This is a genomic window from Alkalimonas collagenimarina, assembly GCF_030717845.1.
Taxonomy (GTDB): domain Bacteria; phylum Pseudomonadota; class Gammaproteobacteria; order Enterobacterales; family Alteromonadaceae; genus Alkalimonas; species Alkalimonas collagenimarina.
This window is the reverse complement of the sequence record NZ_JAUZVZ010000001.1, coordinates 223,689-241,892: the sequence shown is the minus strand read 5'-3', so window position 1 is coordinate 241,892 and position 18,204 is coordinate 223,689. Positions and strand designations below refer to the sequence as shown.

Here is an 18,204-nt window from a genome sequence, read left to right as displayed (position 1 = left end):
TGGTGTACAAAAGAAACATCTACTTTGTATTGGCTAACTAGCATGCTGTTTACTCTAGAAAAAATCGCTTTACGCCTGTACATGGCTGGCTTAAAAGCCACCACCGCGTTATTGCCTTTTCACTGGCCGAAAGTTTATCAGGGCCCGGGCAGTAGTCGACAGCTGCTGCACCACATTCAGCAACAAGAATCAGGAAGTCTGCTGCTGATAACCGATGCGAGCTTGCGGCAATTGGGGGTACTGGATACCATACTGACCCAGCTGGACAGCCTCAGCATCAACTATCAGGTATTTGATCAAATCACGCCGGACCCAACCAATGAACTGATCGAGGCTGGTTATCAGGCTTTACAAGCAGCCGATGCCAGTGCCTTACTGGCTATTGGTGGCGGCTCGGTGATCGACGCCGCCAAACTGATTGGCGCCAGAGCAAAGAATCAAAAATCGGTGCTGAAAATGACCGGCTTGCTGCGAGTCTGGCGTGGCATGTTACCGGTCTATGTTATACCTACCACAGCGGGCACTGGCTCAGAAGCCACCATTGCTGCCATAGTCTCCGATCCGGTGCAACAACGCAAACTGCCACTGATCGATGTACGCTTGCTGCCCAAGGCTGCAGCATTGGACGCCCACCTGATGCTCGGCCTACCCGCCAGTATAACCGCCAGTACAGGCATGGATGCGCTGACCCATGCCATCGAAGCCTATCTGTCCCGCAACGCCACCCGCCAAACTGATCAGCAGGCGCTGATGGCTGCGCAGTCTATTTTCAGATATTTACCGATCGCTTTTGCCGAAGGTCAAGATATCGAGGCACGCCAACAGATGGCGAACGCGGCGCATCTGGCCGGCAAAGCCTTTACCGTCGCTGGGGTTGGCTATATTCATGCCATCGCACACAATTTTGGGGCTCGTTACCATGTACCGCATGGTCTGGCTAACGCTATGGTGATGCCTTATCTGCTGGAGTTTTCCAAACCAGCCTGCCAGAGCCGCATGGCAGCCCTCGCTCGCCATTGTGATATTGCTTCAGCCAGCAGTTCCGATGCAACAGCGGCCGATGCACTGATCGAGCGCATTCGCGCCATGAATAAACGTTTTCAAATCCCAGATCGGTTAAAATCACTGCAGCCCGCTGATATTCCAGCCATAGCCAAGGCCGCCAGAGCCGAAGCACGCTTTACCTATGCGGTGCCACGTTACCTGAGCCAACATCAGGCTGAGCAGCTGATTCGTCAGCTGCTGCCTGGTTAAACGGCCTATTTCACTTGTAATAGATAATCCAACCCAGCGCAAACAGCCGCTACTTGCGCCTGTATGCAGTTTTCTGGTGTGCTGTTTGCGCTGTCAGGATACACCTCTGTGGTGGTGACATATTCGGCTCCGCTAAAGCCAGCACACAGTCCTGCGGCTTTGGTATCATATAGGATCACACCAGGCTGCGCCAAGGGTTCACCAATCAAACAACCCTGCTCATCTGGCTCAGCAATATGTGTGACTGCTGCGACCGATTCAATGATAGCACGTTGAAAATCTGCTGCTGGTTGTACGGTATCACCAACTAAATAAAAGCCATCCGGGATATTCCAGTTGGTGTTGACAGTGCCATCACGGGCAGCCTTTGCCGGACGAAATTCGCTGTTATCGCTATCGGTGGTTTCATGCAAATCAATGTGAGCCAAAATACCTTCTTTGTTCGAAGATGGCCCACTGACCGAAGCTACATATGCCATGGCTAAAGCAGACTCCTGCGCTGGGCTATTCTCCACAAATGAGCGATTCGGGTCCACGGCCAATGGCGTCCAGCGATTGATGGTTTCATAGCCCCATGGGCTTAAACACGGTAGCACCAGTAGATTAAAATGCTCGCTGTATCCAGTAGCCTTGCTCTGCAAAAAACGCAAAGCGCCATGCACACCACTGGTTTCATAACCGTGTACCCCACCCGTGACTAACACAGTGGGCCTGTTCGGGTTCCAGGGGCGACTTTTCACCGCGAATAACGGGTAGTCTTTGCCAGCATAAGGTTGATAGTTCAGGCTGCCGTACTGCTCGACATCAAAGTCAGATGATAACTTGTCGAGCTGGCTGAGCACATCGTCGGCATAACTGCGTTGAATCCGCTGCAGACTTAACCATTCAGCTTTTTCGGTTTCACCCCAGGGCGTATTTGGCAACCCTATCGGGTAAGAAGAAGACATCATACGAGAGCACCTTGTAACATCGTTATTGTAATCATTCACATCAGAGCTGATAGTAACAACAGCCAGATTACTCTGGCAATCAAAGTGCGGTGCGTGGCACGAAATTCAGTACCGTTGCATTGATGCAGTAGCGATCACGTCCACCCGGCGCATCTGGGAAGACATGGCCTAAATGAATGCCAGACACTTTGGCACGGATTTCAGTGCGACGCATGCCATAACGATTATCTGGTTTTTCAACCACCGAGCCATCAACAGCCTTAGTAAACGACAACCAGCCTGTGCCGGAATCAAATCGGTCCCGGGTATCAAACAAAGGCGCTCCACTCAAAATATCGACGAAAACGCCATCTGGGGTATTTTTAAACACTTCATATTGCTGACAAAAGCGTGGATCGGTCCCTTGATCAAACGCCACCTCAAAAGCATCCGACTGGCCCAATTGAACCTGCCCTAAGATCCAGTAAAACTGCTCTGCATTCATATAGCCTTGATGACCATACACCTCTTTACCATCCTGCAAAAAAATCACCGTTGGTGTCCCCCAGGTAGGCGTGGTGAGCTCCAGGCCGGTCAATTGCGAGGCATAGCGCAGGTGGAGTGGCGTTTCGCCGTTGTAATCATTCAATACATCGGCTTTTAACTGGTCGCAATAAGGGCAATAACTGGCCGAGTCGATCACTACTATGTGGTTGCCTTGCAGCAACGCGCTATTATCTACCGTCGCCAGCTGAACCTCCTCATCTCGCTCAAAACGGACTCCGGTTGAGTGATCCGGGCAGTAGCCATTTGGATTTTTCGCCAGATAATCTTGATGGTATTCTTCCGCTCGGTAGAAGGTATCTAAAGGCTTAACCTTCGTCACAATGGCGCCATAACCAGCCTCACTTAACAAAGGTTGGTAAGCATTAAGCACCGCCATAGCCGTGTCGAACTGCTGCTCGCTGTTGGTTAAAATGGTAGAACGATACTGAGTGCCACGATCGTTGCCCTGGCGGTTCAGCTGAGTGGGATCATGGCTCTCAAAATAGTGGTGTAATAAGGTGGTTAAACTAATGACCGCAGGGTCAAAGGTAACTTCGACGACTTCAGCATAATTATCAGGGTTGTTGCGATTGCGTGGGTGAGTAATGGCCCGGTAGGTCGGCTCAAACCCTCGGCCGTCGGCATAACCAGAAACCGCATCCGTCACTCCGGGCAAGGCTTCATACATTTTTTCTGGCCCCCAAAAACAACCAGAGCCAAGCACGATGGTATCTAATTGAACCGTAGCTTGCAGTTCATTGTTGTTGCTTGTAGCGCTGGCATGAGACAAGATCCCTGTGTTTTTCTCCGGAACAGCCGCAAGCAATATAGCCAATAACAAAAAACCAGACAAAGCCATCAAGGTTTTCATCTCAACACCACCTAATAAAACACTATATAGATTTATACGCCATCAAAGGTCAGAGCGATCATTGCTGCGTCTGTGCATCCCAAGCTACACATGATAAACTATAGCTCATTTCAACATCCTTTCTTCATCAATAAACCCGGAGCATTCAAGAGCTATTTATGCGTGTAATCATTCGTTTGTTTTTCCGTTGTGTCCGCCTGCTTTTAACGCCATTTATGTTATTGGCTGAAAAGCTCAATACCCCGGCCCCTATTGAGCGTGATCCAGTTGAACAAGCCCAAGTTGATCAGGCATGCCAGCAGCTGGTGATGTATCAATTTTCAGCCTGTCCATTTTGTATTAAGGTACGCAAAGAAATAGCCCGACTTGGCCTGACTATCGAAAAGCGTGATGCGCAGCACCATACTGAGCATCGCGCTGAGCTTGAAGCTGGGGGTGGCCGGGTCAAAGTACCCTGCTTACGAATTGAAAGTGAGCACGCTGAAGTGCAGTGGTTGTATGAATCGAACGATATTATTGCCTACCTGCAACAACGTTTTGAAAACAAAGATCAAGCAACCACATAACGTGGCAACTACAGCTCACTGAGTGGCAATAGTCATTTAACGGGACGCACGATAGCGTTGTATGGCTTCATTAATCTGCGTCATCAAATCAGGATTCTGCGCTAGATGCGATTTGCTCAAGTAGATACCAAAAGCTAACTCTCGCTCTACTTGCCGCTGATACCGCTCTTCTTGCCACTCAGAGTCAGCAATCACAGCATAGAAGGTTGCTTCCGGAAGCATGATGGCATCCACCCGACCATAATCCAGTAGCGCAAATAATCCACGAATATCATTGGTTCCTGCGGCCACTTGATAGCCTTGCTCATTCAGCCAGCGATAAATATTACTATTCATCTGAGCAGATACCCGCGCATGTTGTTGAAACGATGCCATAGCAGGCGTCACATCCTGCTTTGCCGTTAACCAAACCCATACCCAACGGGTGTCGATCACCGGTTCGGAAAACACGGCCACTGCATCGCGCTCTTCGCTCGGGGAAGCCATAAAAAAACCATCCAAACTGCCCTGCTCTATTTCAAGCAACACCCGGCCAAAGTGTGGCACCAACTCAATGGTATAATCCCGATCCAATTCCGCCATGATCTGTACAAAAGCGTCATAGCCCTCGCCGCGAAAGGCATCATCCTGTTGGTAGGAAAAAGGGGGATAATCTGGCATGGCCATGCGTAAACGCTCAGCCATCGCCTGATGTGGGTAAGAAAACATGTACAAGCAACACAGCGAAACCACAGGTAAAAATCGGCTCATTTGGTACCCATCAATCAATAGCCTGCTATTGATCGGTTAGCATTCCAGTGCAAGAATGCTTAACTATTAACCACCTGCTGAGCTTATGCAAGTTTTAATCGAACTGCTGAGTTTCTAACCGGTATATCACATTAACCGATTGCTGCAGTTGGATGTGTTTTGGCATCACCAAGCTGCTTTGTTCCATGCTATCGGCGCTGGCTCGCATCTGCACACCATAAACACCGGCTCCAGCGCCAAAACCAAAATCTCCGCCAAGATTGCCCCAACTGCGGCTGCCTTCACTAATTGCAAAAACGGAATGCAATGAAACACCTTGCGCAGCAGACAACTGCTCTGCACGCTTGCGGGCATCTGCCCCAGCTTTTGCCACTAACTCAGTTTCATACTGAGATTGTTTACTGGTGCCAAACTGGCCTTGAATAGAAAAAATATTGGGTTGTTTGAACAGGTGATCCATGATCTCGACATAATGCTCAATCGACTGCAATTGAATAGAAACCGGCTGTGTCGCCGAGTAGCCAGTGATTGTTCTACTGCTGTAATCCTGATAGGTCGCTTCTTTATTGATTTGCGCCGCTTCTATCGCATCCAGCTCAACCCCTTTGCTTTTGAGATACTCCAACAACGTATTGCCTTGCCGATACACAGCAGAAGTGGCTTGCTCTGCAGTGCTCTCATTGGCTCGGATCACCAGGCGGATCTGTGCAGTATCTGGTTCAACATGCAATTGAGCCGTACCAGTGACGGTGATAAATGGAAAATCAGGCACCGGACTGGCGGTGGCAGCAAAGGAAAGACACAGTGTTACACCTGTGGTAAGCAAAAAAGATCGCTTCATAAAAACCTCATTCAATCGTACTATCATCAGCTTGAATCATAGTGCTATCAAGTGAACACTACCTTAATGATTTATGCCTGAACACCGTGAAAACTGTGAATAATTGTTATACAGTTTATTTTATTCTGCGCCATCCGAGTTGATGAGATTTACATGCTTAAAGCCATTCACCACGTTGCCATTATTTGTTCCGATTACCAGCGCTCTAAAACCTTTTATCATCAGCTTCTGCGGCTCCCCATACTGGCAGAAAACTACCGCACAGAGCGGGATTCCTGGAAACTGGATTTACAACTGCCAGATGGTGGACAACTTGAGTTGTTTTCATTTCCCTCACCACCACCGCGCCCCAATCAGCCTGAAGCGCAGGGCTTACGCCATCTGGCTTTTTTGGTGGATGATGTGCAAGCCGTCAGTGACTACCTGCAGCAGCATCATATTGTGGTAGAACCTATCCGCATCGATCCCTACACTAATAAAGCGTTCACATTTTTCAAAGATCCTGACGGCCTGCCACTGGAGCTCTACCAAGCGTAATTTTATCCAAGCTTCCAGCCGGCCCTGCGCCGGCTTTTTTGTGTTCGGTACAAAAAACAATCACTTTGAGCCTTGACAAGGTTACTGTGTGTCACCTAGTATATAATTACTGTGCCGCATACAGTATATGGCACACAGTAACCTGGAGCAAACAATGACCACAGCGCAACTGGATAAAATGCGACTGGAACTTCGGCGCGGTGTGCTGGTGCTGGCGGTGCTGAGTTCGCTGAAAGAACCGCACTACGGCTACTCCCTGCGTAAGCAATTGCAAGATGCTGGCATTGATATCGATGAAGGCACCCTGTACCCACTGATCCGGCGGCTAGCCGATCAGGGATTGCTGGACAGCGAATGGCGTCAGGGCGAAGGCCGTGAGCGACGCTATTACCAACTCTCTGAATTGGGTGCTGATTTATTGGCACAACTGACCAAGGAATGGCAACAACTGAACAAGGCCTTAGGGCCATTACTGGAGCATTAGCCATGGACTTACTTGAACGATACTTAGCTGCGGTACAGCAAGAGTTGCCTGCTGACAAGCAGCAGGATGTCACGCGAGAATTAAAAGCCAACATTCTTGATCAGCTGGATGCACTACGCGAACAAACGCCAGAGCAATCCGATGAAGAGCACGTGTTGCACGTGTTGCACGAGTTAGGCCCCCCCAAACAGATGGCCTATCAGTTTCATCCGCCACAACCCTTGATCCGGGCCGAGCTAATACCATTATTTCGCTTTACCCTCTTTATGGTGTTGGGCATTATTTTTCTGATCAATGTGGTGGAGTCGACCCTGCTCTGGCTAGGGCATGATCAGATGGGTCTGCTCTTACTATTAAAGCACATGGGGAGTGGATTTATTGGTGATGCGACGTTGGCGTTTACAGGGATCACGCTAGGCTTTTGGTCGATGAGCAAGGAACAAAAAAACCGCTGCCAACAGCTACCAAACTGGGATCCCAGCAAGCTACCGCAACTAAGCCAAAAATGGCAACGTATCGAACTAAGCGATATTTTCACCGACCTGGCCACATACCTGTTCTTACTGATTTTAATTTGGTATCCCGCTTGGGGCGAAGTGCAAAGCAGCCTCAGTTTAACAGAGCAAAGCCGCTTTATATTGCAAGTTTTCAGCCCTGTGTTGCTGTTGGGTATTGCCAATAACCTGTGGCAGTTGAGTCAGCGCAACTGGACTCCGGCCCTGCTGAAAGCCAATCTGCTGCTGAATGCATTCATGGTGATAGCCATTCTGCTCCTGGCGTTTACAGGCCCACTGATCACTGACGTACCAGAGCGACTATACTGGCTGGATGCAGATCAGCTTCATCGCAGCATCACCATAAGTTTGCTCATCCTCGCTTTATTCCCTGGCTGGGAAGTGATTCGCGACGGGCGACGCTTGCTGCAGCTGAAAAAATAGCCCTCCGTCATTTTAAGCAGGCAACGATCTGGTTGCCTGCTACTGCTTCGACAAACACTATGATAGGCTAGCCCTCATCGCTCCAGACTGAACAACTCCATGAAAATTCTGCACACCTCCGACTGGCACCTCGGCCAGAGTTTTTTTACCAAAAGCCGCAAAGCTGAGCATCAGGCGTTTTTGCACTGGTTGCTGGAACAAGCTGAGCAACAGCAGGTCGATGCCATACTGGTGGCCGGTGATGTGTTTGATACCGGCACGCCGCCCAGCTATGCCCGCGAGTTGTACAACCAGTTCGTGGTGGCCTGTAACCGGCTGGGTGTGACCTTAGTCGTGCTGGGTGGCAATCACGATTCGGTATCGGTGCTGAATGAGTCGCGTCAGCTATTGGCCTGCCTGAATACCTATGTCGTTGCCAGCGTGACAGACCAGCCAGAACAACAACTGTTGACCCTGCCATGCCGCGATGGCAGCCCTGGCGCTTTGTTGTGTGCTGTGCCTTTTATCCGGCCACGCGATGTGTTGCAAAGCCAGGCCGGTGACAGTGGCCTGGCTAAACGCCAGGCGCTGGGTGAGGCCATTCAGCAGCACTATCAACAGCTGCATCAGCTCGCGGTTGCAAAACGAAAAGAACTGGATCGTCCGCTTCCCATTATTGCCACCGGTCATTTAAGCGCTTTAGGCGTCAGCCAGTCAGAATCGGTGCGGGATATTTATATTGGTACTTTGGATGGTTTTGCCGCCGATGCATTTCCCGCGGCTGATTACATTGCACTGGGCCATATTCACCGGCCTCAGATCGTGGGGAAAAAGCCACATATCCGCTACAGCGGCTCGCCCATTCCACTCAGTTTCGATGAACTGGGGAGCGCCAAACAAGTACTGCTGGTGCAATTCGACCACGGCGCACTAGATAGCATAACGCCGCTTGAAGTGCCGCGCTTTCAGCCGATGGCGCTGTTAAAAGGCAACCTGAACCAGCTTGAACAGCAACTGGCTGATTACCCGGATAGCACCGACCTGGCTGAAACTGACCCCATCACCTGGCTCAGCATTGAAGTAGCGCTGGATGATTACCTGTCTGACTTGCAGCAACGCATTCAAGCCTTGTGCGCCGATAAAGCGGTGGACGTAGTGCAACTGCGCCGGGCCCGCACCGCAAGACGCCAGGCCATGGAGCAGCAACAGAAAGAAACCCTCAGCGAGCTGACCCCATCGCAGGTATTTGCCAGACGACTGGAGCTGGAAAGCTTTGACGACGAGACAGCCAGGGCGAGAAAAGAACGGCTGGAACAGCTATTCCAACACATGCTGGCAGACGTTGAAGTCGGGGAGACATCAGCATGAAGATCCTGTCGCTGCAATTTGCCAACCTGAACTCACTCAAAGGTCAATGGCGTATAGATTTTACCCAGCCACCTTTTGCCGATAACGGTCTTTTTGCCATCACAGGGCCAACTGGCGCTGGTAAAACCACTATTCTGGATGCGATTTGTCTGGCGCTGTACCACCAGACGCCACGGCTTGGCCTGATCACCCAAAACAGCAACGACATCATGACCCGCGGCAGTGCCGACTGCCTGGCGGAGGTGGAGTTTGAGGTCAAAGGCACCGTCTACCGGGCGCACTGGAGCATGCGTCGTGCCCGCGGCCAGGCTGATGGCAAGCTGCAACCGGCCGATGTTGAACTGGCCGAAGTCAGTCACGGCAAAGTGCTGGCCAGTCAGCTAAAACAGAAAAACGAGCAGATCGAACAACTGACCGGGCTGGATTTTGCCCGCTTCACCCGCTCGATGATGCTATCGCAAGGGCAGTTTGCCGCCTTTTTACTGGCCAATGAAAGCGATCGCGCCGAACTGCTGGAAGAGCTGACCGGCACCGATATTTATGGTTTGATCTCGATGCATGTGCACGATACGCACAGCGAAGCGAAGCAGCAGTTGCACGCGCTTCGTGCCAAAGCGGATGGCATGCAGCTACTGAGTGACGAGCAGCAAGCCGACCTTCAACAGCAACAACACAGCCTGCAAAGCCAGCAACAACCGTTGCGCCAGCAGCAACAAGAACTTCGTACCCAGTTGGAGTGGCATAAAGCCAGCCAGCACAACCAGCAACAGCAGCAAGATGCCAAAGCTGCTTTGTTGCACGCAGAACAAGCACTGGCAGAGGCGGCAACAGATCTGAACCGCCTGGCTGACAGCGAACCGGCCGAAGCACTACGTGGCCTGTACCAGCGCTGGCAGGATAGCCAGCAGCATGAACAGCAAACAAAAGAACAACTGCAAGAGCGCCAGCAGCAACAGCCTGAACTTGCCGCAGCGTTAAAAACGGCCGATGCCGAAGTACAGCAGCTGCATAACTCGCTACAAGAGGCGAAAAACCAGCACAAAGCACTGCAACAACTACTAAGTGAACAGGTGCTGCCGCTGGATCTCAGCCTGCAGCAATTAACGGTTCAACACCAGCAGCAAGTATCAGAACACACCAGACAGCAGCAAAAACTGCAGCAATTGCAGCAACAGCACCACGACAAACAGCAACTGCTGACCGAACAAACCACCGCAGTGCAGCAACTCGAGCACTACCTGCAGCAGCATACAGCCGATGAAGCACTCGGTCGCGAGCTGGGCCGTTTGCAAGAACAGCACCGTAGCTATCAGCAATTGCAACAACGGCTGGCAGACAAGCAGCAACAGCTGGCTAGTTATCAGCAACACATCGCTGACACCAATGCCCAGCAAATAACACAAAACAGCGCGGTGAAAGCACTGGAAACAAAGCAACAACAGACTGAGCAACAGCTTGGGCAGGCCCGCCAGGCTCTGCTCAATGCTCAGCAAGGCAGCAGCCTGGAACAAGACGAAAGCGAGCGTGATGCCATTAACCAGCAGTTGCCGTTACTGCATACGCTGCAGCAATTGCAACAGCGATACCAGCAAACGAGTGCGCAACAGCAGGAAAAACAGCAGCAGTTGCAACAGCTCACCAGCCAGCGCGAGCAGTTACAACAGCAGCACAAAACACTGGCAGCACAGTATCGTCAGCAACGACAGCTGACCGAAGCACTCAGCAAGCTGGTGACTCAGGATGAACAGCTGGCGCAGTACCGGGCAGAGCTTGAACCTGGCAACCCCTGCCCGCTCTGTGGCAGCGAACAGCACCCTGCCCTGCATAAAAATGACCATGAGCAAGAGCACAGTTCAGGCGAACCGTCTGCTGGCAACCATATTCAGCAACGCGATCAGGCCCTTTCGGAGCTGGCGACCCTGGAAGAACAAGGCAAGCAGCTTCGCAGTGAGCTGGATAGCTGTGAGCGTCATCTGACAGAACTGCAAACGACCCTTGAAAGGCTGACCACTGAACAACAACAGCTGCAAAACGATTGGCAGCAGCAGCTGGCGGAGCAATCAGCACGGCAGACAGCGCAGGCTATCAGCGACGCAGCAATTAATGACAAAGCAGCGCTGAACGAGCTGCTCACCAGCAAACAGGATCAGCTTAAGCTACTTAGCAGCCGCATCCAGCAGCTGCGTGCACTTGGCCATGAACTGCAGCAACTGCAGCAACAGAGCCAGCAACTGGACATCCAGCTACAGCAAGCCCGGCAGCAACAACAGCTGCTCGCAGAGCGGCTGGCACAGCAACAACAAAACCTTAGTGCCGAGCAAACAGAAGGTGCCAAGTTACAGCAACAACTGGATGCACAGTGGCAGCAGTTAACTCAGCTGGTGCAGGCGCAGCAGCAGACCATGCCTGCGCAAGCCGATTTTGCTGATTTTCTGGCACAAAAACAAAAAGATGCCGATCGTTGGCAGCAACAGCAGCAACAATTGCACAGCCTCAGGCCACAACTGGAACGCCATCAGAGCGACTGCGATCACCTGCAACAACAGCAATTGGAACTCAAACAATTGCTGGAAAAGCTCTCCACCACTCTCAAGGAAAGCGAAGCGGAACTGAAGCATCTTGCAGACAAACGGCAACAACTGTTTGCCGACAAAGATCCTGCCACTGAGCGTAAGCAGAGTGAGCAACAATTAGAGCAGCTGGAACACAAACACCAACAGGCCGGGCAACAACGGCAGCAGCACCAGCAGGCATTGCACCAACTGGAAGCTAGCATTCAGAGCCTGCAGGAAAGTGTGCAGCAATGGCAGCAGCGCACGAAAGAGCAGCAACAGGCCTTTACCGAGGCACTAAGCAAGTCAGTGTTTGCCGATGAACAAGCCTTTATAAATGCCTTGCTCTCACCTGAAGACAAGCAACAATTAACACAACTACGCGAACAATTGCAGCAACAAAAACAGCAAGCGGACTTTGCCATGCAGCAAGCCGAACAGCGGTTGCAACAGCTGCAGCAGGATCCACAGGCCAGCCAGTATGCTGCCAGCTCTGTCGCTGAAACCGAGCAGCAACTGCAGCCCCTGCATGAACAACTGGATAGCCTGAACCAGCAACTCGGCAGTATCACCGGTCAGCTGCAGCAAGATGCCCGCTTACGCGGTGATCAGCAGCAATTGCTGGCGCAAATAACCGGGCAACAGGCCCAACTGGATGATTTGAGCTACCTGCATGCGCTGATTGGCTCGCGTGATGGCGCTAAATTCCGTAAGTTTGCCCAGGGTCTGACGCTGGATCATTTAATCCATCTGGCCAACCGCCAGCTGGAGCGGCTGCATGGCCGTTATCAACTGCAACGCAAAGCTGGCGAAGGGCTCGAGCTTAGCGTAATGGACACCTGGCAAGGTGATGTGGTGCGCGATACCAAAACGCTGTCGGGCGGCGAAAGCTTCCTGGTTAGTCTGGCGTTAGCACTGGCACTATCGGATCTGGTCAGCCACAAAACCAGCATCGATTCGTTATTTCTGGATGAGGGCTTCGGCACCCTGGATAGTGAAACGCTGGATATTGCGCTGGACGCGCTGGATAACCTGAATGCCAGCGGCAAAATGATTGGCGTGATCAGCCATATTGAAGCGATGAAAGAACGCATCCCCACCCAGTTGGTGGTGACACGCAAAAGCGGCTTGGGTATCAGCCAACTGGCGAAAGCCTATCGGGTTGACCCAACAGCAGACTAGGGATCCAGCTGCGTTGCCAGCCATTGCCAGGCTTGCAGTTGTTGCGCAGCGTTAAACTCGTGGCCAGCGCCGGGCCACAACCCGGTCTGCAGCTGGTCAGCCGCGTCATGCGCTTGCCAGATCTGCTGCATTCGCTGATAGGCAGCCTGTACCCCGGCTATTGGCATCAGTTGGTCCTGAGCACCATTGATCAACATCATCGCTTTAGGCGCAGCAATACCAGCGACATCAGGGATATCCAGCTGAGCATTCAGACCAGGATGCAGCATATAAAACGACGACTGCCCCCGCAGTATGTTGTTACCCGGCAACAGTAAATCCTGATAACGATTCATCCAGGCGACGGCCACTGTGGCTTTCACTTGATCAGTCAGCGCCGCCAGTTGCCAGGCCCGAAAAGCGCCCATGGAAAATCCAACCACCCCAATACGGTCCGCATCCACGCCATCCAGACCGCTCAGGAAATCAACTAACCGCATGTCCTCGTAAGCCGCCATACCGGCTAACGAACGCCCGGCCAGAAAGAAATTTGCCGCTAAGGCCTGCTGTTGTTCATACTCCACCCGGCCACGATCACTCCAGCCAAAGGTATCTGCCGCCAGCACCAGATACCCCTGCCGTGCCAGCTCATCACCTATAAAGTGGCCACTGAAGTAACGCTCTACCCACTCAGTGGCTGATGCCAAGCGATGATCACCCGCCAAAGGCCGGATCATTTTCTCTTTCCCTATATCAAAGCGGGCACCATGATCATGCAGCAGCAACAAAGCTGGCTGTGGTTCAGTGCTATCCGGCCGGAGCAGCAGGACGGTGATCCTGCTTTCAGCGGTGACTTGCAGCGCCCAGCGCTCTGCACGATAGCCCTGACGTGGTTCGCTGGCCAGTAGTTCCGGCGAAAAGTCGACCACTTGATCCGGCCAGAGTAGTGCCTTTCGCAGCATGATCCTTGCTTGGGTTTTCCATAAGGCAATGTTTTCATCGCCCGACCAAGCCGCGCGATAAGACGTTGGCTTTAGCTCCAGATAAAAATCAGTGGTGCCATCCTCCGCTAAAATGAGCGAAGGCCAACCTACACAGCACAGATAGATCAACAGAAATCGTTTACACATCTCAGCCTCAGTAGCCAGAGCCATAGGTGTTTATTAGGGGCCTGGTGTAAGTTCATCAGAAAAAAGAATGCTCGATCGTTTAAAAGAAACACTATCTTATATGAGCTTATTTCAACTCAAAAGTCGTTTATTTTTTAATGTTATGCCAGCATTGGTTTAACTGGCGCTTGCGTGAGTTCCTGCACCTGCTCTGATGATTTGTTGATGTTGAAGAGCTTCTGGCGATGCCAATACGCCTGAGTATTGGGCTTAGCAAATAAGTAACCTTGCATTTTTTCGCAGCCGAGTCGCATTAGAAAGCGACGTTGTAGATCCGTTTCAACACCTTCCACAACCAGCTCCAGATTTAATGATTTCGCCAACTGAATAGTTGTTTGCAGAACTTTGACCTGAAGTGTATCCGTCGGTATATCTGTCAGAAAGCTTCTATCAAGCTTTAACGTTGTAGCGGGTAACTTTGCTAATAAACTTAGTGATGCCTGCCCGGTACCAAAATCATCGATAGCAAGATTAAACCCGAGTTTTCTGAGCACTCCAAGCTTTTCATACATCAATTGGCTCTGAGTAATGATGCTGGTTTCAGTTAATTCTAACTCAAGGACATCGACCAACCAGGGTTTGTGTGTGGCTAATGACACCAATTCAGCAAAAAACAACGCATCAATGATGTCAGGCCCGGCAAGATTAATAGACAATACGAAGGGCAGCCCTTTCTGACGCCACTCAGTCAATAGTCGCACGGCATCATTCAGTACAAACTCGGATAATGTCACAATAAAGCCGTACTGCTCAGCAAGCTGAACCACCCGATAGGCAGGCACAAACTGACCGGGTTTGCGCTCCCATCGCAGTAAAGCTTCAAAACTGTACACCTTTCCGGCCGCGTTAACCTTAGGTTGTAACCACAAGCATAGCTCACGCATGCTCAATGCTGCTTTCAGTTCTTCCACTAATTGCAACTCAGCCTCTCGTTCAGCGAATGCTTTGGGATTAAATAGTGCAATGGGATTAGTATAATAATCTGCAAACTCTAACGCCGACTCACACTGTTCAATATACTTCTCAATACAATCCGACGAAGCAGGTGTCACCGTAGCACCAAATTCATAGGCTAAACTCAAATCTTCACCTTCAACAGGCAAAGCAGTTGGTAGTTGTTGATATAAGCTTTTTGAATAGGCACTGACATCGCTCTCTCTCTCGGGTAAAGGACTCCATAATATAAACTTTACTCCCCGTATCCGCCCAATCATCACTTTGGCAGGAAGCACTGCTCTAACCTTTTTTGCAAAAGCGGATATCAAACCATCACCTGCGCTATAACCATGCGACTGGTTAAATTGTTTAATATTGCATATACGCACAATGATCAACATCCCTGGCATTCGCTCCGGCTGTTGCTGCAGATGTTTACGAATTAAACGACTAAAAAAATTTAGATTGGGCAAATGTGTCAGCGTATCGTAACAGCGCCACACTTTCTGTTGCTGCTCGTTTGTCAGTAAACGATGATTTAAATCGCGAAGTGCTGAAATATCTTCCAGTTGAAAAATGAAATGCCCCTGCTCCGTAGTAGCAATATGATTTATGACAATGATGCTTTTATTTGTAGTCAGGCATTCAATATTTTGCCCAAGCCAAAAATCATCTTTTTTTTCGCTGTTGTGCTTAGGGGTTAAAATGGTCGATAAATTAACATCATGATCCAAACTCAGCCTCAACAGCCTGAGCGCTTTGCTATTTGCCTTTAAAATTGTGCCTGGCTGGTCGGTTAACAGAGTCGCAAGGTGGCTATTTTCAAACACCTCTTCATATAACTTGTTGCTGCGCATCACTTGCTCATTCAGTGAGCGTAGTTGATGGGTATTCCGCTTTAAGGTTGAAAATACGCGTACGATTGACAGTGGAATACACAAGTTAAAGAATAAAAACAATAGGATATGCACATAGTGATGAGTATCAGGCAAATCAATCGATAGCTTCAGAAAGCTAATGGGCGTCTGCCATAGCAACAGAAAACCGAAAGGAATAAAATTGACCAGCATGATTGCCACGGTCACCCGGAGAGGGAAAAGCATCAGACTAATTAAGGGGGCTGCATAGACAAATAAAAGCCCGAGTTTAGAGAGCTCAAAATCATGGACAAATAACAAAATACACAGACCAGCACCAAAAACGCAGGTTATTAGCAAAATACTACTGATGATTTGAAAGCGAAACGAAAACACAAGCGCGAGAAGCAACACCAGGTAAAACGATAAAATGATCGCGATGATATGATGGGCACCGATGGCATAGGCTTCCAAAGCACTATGCAGTACAACACCACCTGCCAACAGCAAGCCTGTCAGAATAATAATACGCAAAACACTCAGGCGGACGGTCTTCATTGAGTCGGAGTTCAAATCTCGCTCTGTTAACAAACAAAAACGTCTTAGTCGCTCCAACATGACACCTCAATCATCATGAGTAATGATCACTCTTTTATCTAACACCTAATTGGCTCCATTCCAATAAAAACCATACAGTCGTTTAAAACAGCTTACCCAGCTGTTTCGAAAATCACAACGTATTATTTGTATGATTTTATTTCATTAGCTAACAACCCGTTTATAGCTTGTATATTACTTAGTCAAAATACACATTGAGCCGATAAAACCACAGCCAGAAACTCCGCAGGAACTGCTACTCTATACAGAGTCTTGTTATTTATACAGTTACCAAAGGTCATGTAGCATGCCAGACTATATTATTGCCGTTGATCAAGGCACCAGCTCCAGTAGAGCTATTCTTTACAATCGGCAGTTACAACCTATAGCCAGCCATAACGAAGAACTAGCGCTGAGTTACCCGCATTCGGGCTGGGTTGAACAGGATCCAGAGGCCATCTGGCAAAGCGTATTGAACTGCATCCAGCAACTGATGCGGCAAAACGAAATTAAAGCGACACAAGTGGCTGCACTGGCGCTTACCAATCAGCGCGAAACCACCCTGTTATGGGACAAAGCGACCGGCAAAGCCTTGTATCCAGCTATTGTCTGGCAAGACCGGCGTACCGCCGATCAATGTGTGGAACTGAAGCAATCGCATGAAGCCATATTAAGGCAGAAAACGGGGTTGCTGGCCGATCCCTACTTCTCCGCCACCAAGTTGCAATGGATGCTGGATCAGCAAGCCGACATCCGGCGCCGTGCCGGGGCTGGTGAGCTGTGTTTTGGCACCATCGATTGTTTTTTATTGTGGCGACTAACCGCTGGCAAGGTACACGCTACCGAAGCCAGCAATGCCAGCCGTACTCTGCTGTTTAATATTCATCAGCAGCAATGGGATCCCGAACTACTGTCTCTATTTAACATCCCCGCGGCCTTACTACCTCAGGTCTGCGACAGTGCAGCCGAACTTGGTATCACAATGCCAGACCTATTTGGCCACCCCATTCCTATTCTAAGCATCTTAGGCGATCAACAAGCAGCCCTGCTTGGTCAGGCTTGTATCGAGCCTGGTATGCTGAAAAGCACCTATGGCACCGGCTGTTTTGCCGTAGTCAATACCGGCAAACAAGTGCTTAATAGCCAACACCAACTGCTCAGCACCGTGGCCTGGCGTATCAAGGGCGAATGCACTTACGCGCTGGAAGGCAGTATATTTATGGCTGGCGCCACCGTGCAATGGCTTCGTGACAAACTGGGTATCATCCGCCAGGCGAGTGACACCGAAACATTGGCGAAAAAGGTGAGTTACCAACAAAGCGAGTTGTTAATCCCCGCTTTTACAGGCCTTGGCGCTCCGCATTGGCAACCAAAAGCACAAGCCGCCCTGTTCGGCCTGACCCGCAACAGTGGCCGGGAGGAGATCTGCGCGGCGGCCCTTCGAAGTGTCGCCTATCAAACGCAGGATTTGCTGCAAGCAATGAGGAAGGATGGCATCGAACTCTCGGATATCCGTGTCGATGGTGGCATGACGACCAATCAATGGTTCCTGCAAGCATTAGCCGATCTGACACAAACAAAGGTCCTCAGCAGCAAGCAACCGGATGCCACCGCCTTTGGTACCGCCTTTCTGGCTGCTTATCAATTGGGCTGGTACCCGCAATTAAGTGCTATCAACACACTCCGGCAAAAGCCCACTCAATTCACCCCAGAATTGAGCCCACACCAACAAGCTATCTGCTATCAGAACTGGTGTCAGACCATAAATAAACTACTGGCATAGCACCACAGCAACCTAACACCGGCTCAGAGGATATAGCTGAGCCACAACATCCAAAATAACTGTAAATATATAGTGTTGCGGCCGTA

Annotated in this window: 14 protein-coding genes; 8 read left to right on the top strand and 6 right to left on the bottom strand. The window is 50.4% G+C overall.

Annotated features, from left to right (window positions below; translation table 11 throughout):
* Nucleotides 1-42 precede the first annotated feature (42 nt).
* Nucleotides 43-1,254: an iron-containing alcohol dehydrogenase gene (locus Q3O60_RS01120; RefSeq protein ID WP_305892060.1), complete on the top strand. Its 1,212-nt coding sequence runs from the start codon at nt 43-45 to the stop codon at nt 1,252-1,254.
* Nucleotides 1,255-1,259: 5 nt separating this feature from the next.
* Here the strand turns inward: Q3O60_RS01120 and Q3O60_RS01115 are convergent, their stop codons facing one another.
* Nucleotides 1,260-2,204 carry a M14 family metallopeptidase gene (locus tag Q3O60_RS01115; protein WP_305892059.1) on the bottom strand — a complete coding sequence of 315 codons (945 nt, stop codon included), beginning with the start codon at nt 2,202-2,204 and terminating at the stop codon, nt 1,260-1,262.
* A 79-nt stretch (nt 2,205-2,283) separates the two neighbouring features.
* Nucleotides 2,284-3,600 (bottom strand): peptide-methionine (S)-S-oxide reductase MsrA, encoded by a 1,317-nt coding sequence (gene msrA / locus Q3O60_RS01110; RefSeq protein WP_305892058.1) that lies wholly within the window; start codon nt 3,598-3,600, stop codon nt 2,284-2,286.
* Nucleotides 3,601-3,758: 158 nt separating this feature from the next.
* Between msrA and Q3O60_RS01105 the strand changes: the two genes are divergently transcribed.
* Complete coding sequence (locus Q3O60_RS01105) at nt 3,759-4,166, top strand: glutaredoxin family protein (RefSeq protein WP_305892057.1); 408 nt, start codon at nt 3,759-3,761, stop codon at nt 4,164-4,166.
* Nucleotides 4,167-4,202: 36 nt separating this feature from the next.
* Here Q3O60_RS01105 and Q3O60_RS01100 read toward each other — a convergent pair whose 3' ends face one another.
* Together Q3O60_RS01100 and Q3O60_RS01095 are read right to left on the bottom strand one after the other, a co-directional pair.
* On the bottom strand, nt 4,203-4,916 hold the full coding sequence (locus Q3O60_RS01100) for a substrate-binding periplasmic protein (protein ID WP_305892056.1): 714 nt from the start codon (nt 4,914-4,916) through the stop codon (nt 4,203-4,205).
* A 94-nt stretch (nt 4,917-5,010) separates the two neighbouring features.
* Nucleotides 5,011-5,757: an SIMPL domain-containing protein gene (locus tag Q3O60_RS01095; protein ID WP_305892055.1), complete on the bottom strand. Its 747-nt coding sequence runs from the start codon at nt 5,755-5,757 to the stop codon at nt 5,011-5,013.
* A gap of 153 nt (nt 5,758-5,910) precedes the next feature.
* On the opposite strand from Q3O60_RS01095, the gene gloA2 reads away from it, so the two are divergent.
* The 5 genes from gloA2 (at nt 5,911) to Q3O60_RS01070 (ending at nt 12,797) form a co-directional block, all read left to right on the top strand.
* The gene (gloA2, locus tag Q3O60_RS01090) at nt 5,911-6,294 is read left to right on the top strand and encodes an SMU1112c/YaeR family gloxylase I-like metalloprotein (RefSeq protein WP_305892054.1); all 384 of its coding nucleotides are present in this window, start codon (nt 5,911-5,913) and stop codon (nt 6,292-6,294) included.
* Between the two features lie 154 nt (nt 6,295-6,448).
* Nucleotides 6,449-6,778 (top strand): PadR family transcriptional regulator, encoded by a 330-nt coding sequence (locus tag Q3O60_RS01085; protein ID WP_305892053.1) that lies wholly within the window; start codon nt 6,449-6,451, stop codon nt 6,776-6,778.
* Between the two features lie 2 nt (nt 6,779-6,780).
* Nucleotides 6,781-7,716 carry an HAAS signaling domain-containing protein gene (locus Q3O60_RS01080; protein ID WP_305892052.1) on the top strand — a complete coding sequence of 312 codons (936 nt, stop codon included), beginning with the start codon at nt 6,781-6,783 and terminating at the stop codon, nt 7,714-7,716.
* A 99-nt stretch (nt 7,717-7,815) separates the two neighbouring features.
* Entirely contained in the window at nt 7,816-9,063 is a 1,248-nt protein-coding gene (gene sbcD / locus Q3O60_RS01075; protein WP_305892051.1) for an exonuclease subunit SbcD, read from the top strand.
* Nucleotides 9,060-12,797, top strand: a complete 3,738-nt coding sequence (locus Q3O60_RS01070) for an SbcC/MukB-like Walker B domain-containing protein (RefSeq protein WP_305892050.1) — start codon at nt 9,060-9,062, stop codon at nt 12,795-12,797. Before sbcD ends, Q3O60_RS01070 begins: the two co-directional genes overlap by 4 nt.
* On the opposite strand, the gene Q3O60_RS01065 is transcribed toward Q3O60_RS01070, so the two are convergent.
* Nucleotides 12,794-13,906 (bottom strand): dienelactone hydrolase family protein, encoded by a 1,113-nt coding sequence (locus Q3O60_RS01065; protein WP_305892049.1) that lies wholly within the window; start codon nt 13,904-13,906, stop codon nt 12,794-12,796. The genes Q3O60_RS01070 and Q3O60_RS01065 overlap by 4 nt on opposite strands.
* Before the next feature lie 140 nt (nt 13,907-14,046).
* On the bottom strand, nt 14,047-16,356 hold the full coding sequence (locus tag Q3O60_RS01060) for a bifunctional diguanylate cyclase/phosphodiesterase (protein WP_305892048.1): 2,310 nt from the start codon (nt 16,354-16,356) through the stop codon (nt 14,047-14,049).
* 286 nt (nt 16,357-16,642) lie between these two features.
* Here Q3O60_RS01060 and glpK point away from each other — a divergent pair, with 286 nt between their 5' ends.
* A complete protein-coding gene (gene glpK / locus Q3O60_RS01055) occupies nt 16,643-18,118 on the top strand; it encodes a glycerol kinase GlpK (protein ID WP_305892047.1) in 1,476 nt (491 codons plus the stop codon).
* Nucleotides 18,119-18,204: the final 86 nt, after the last annotated feature.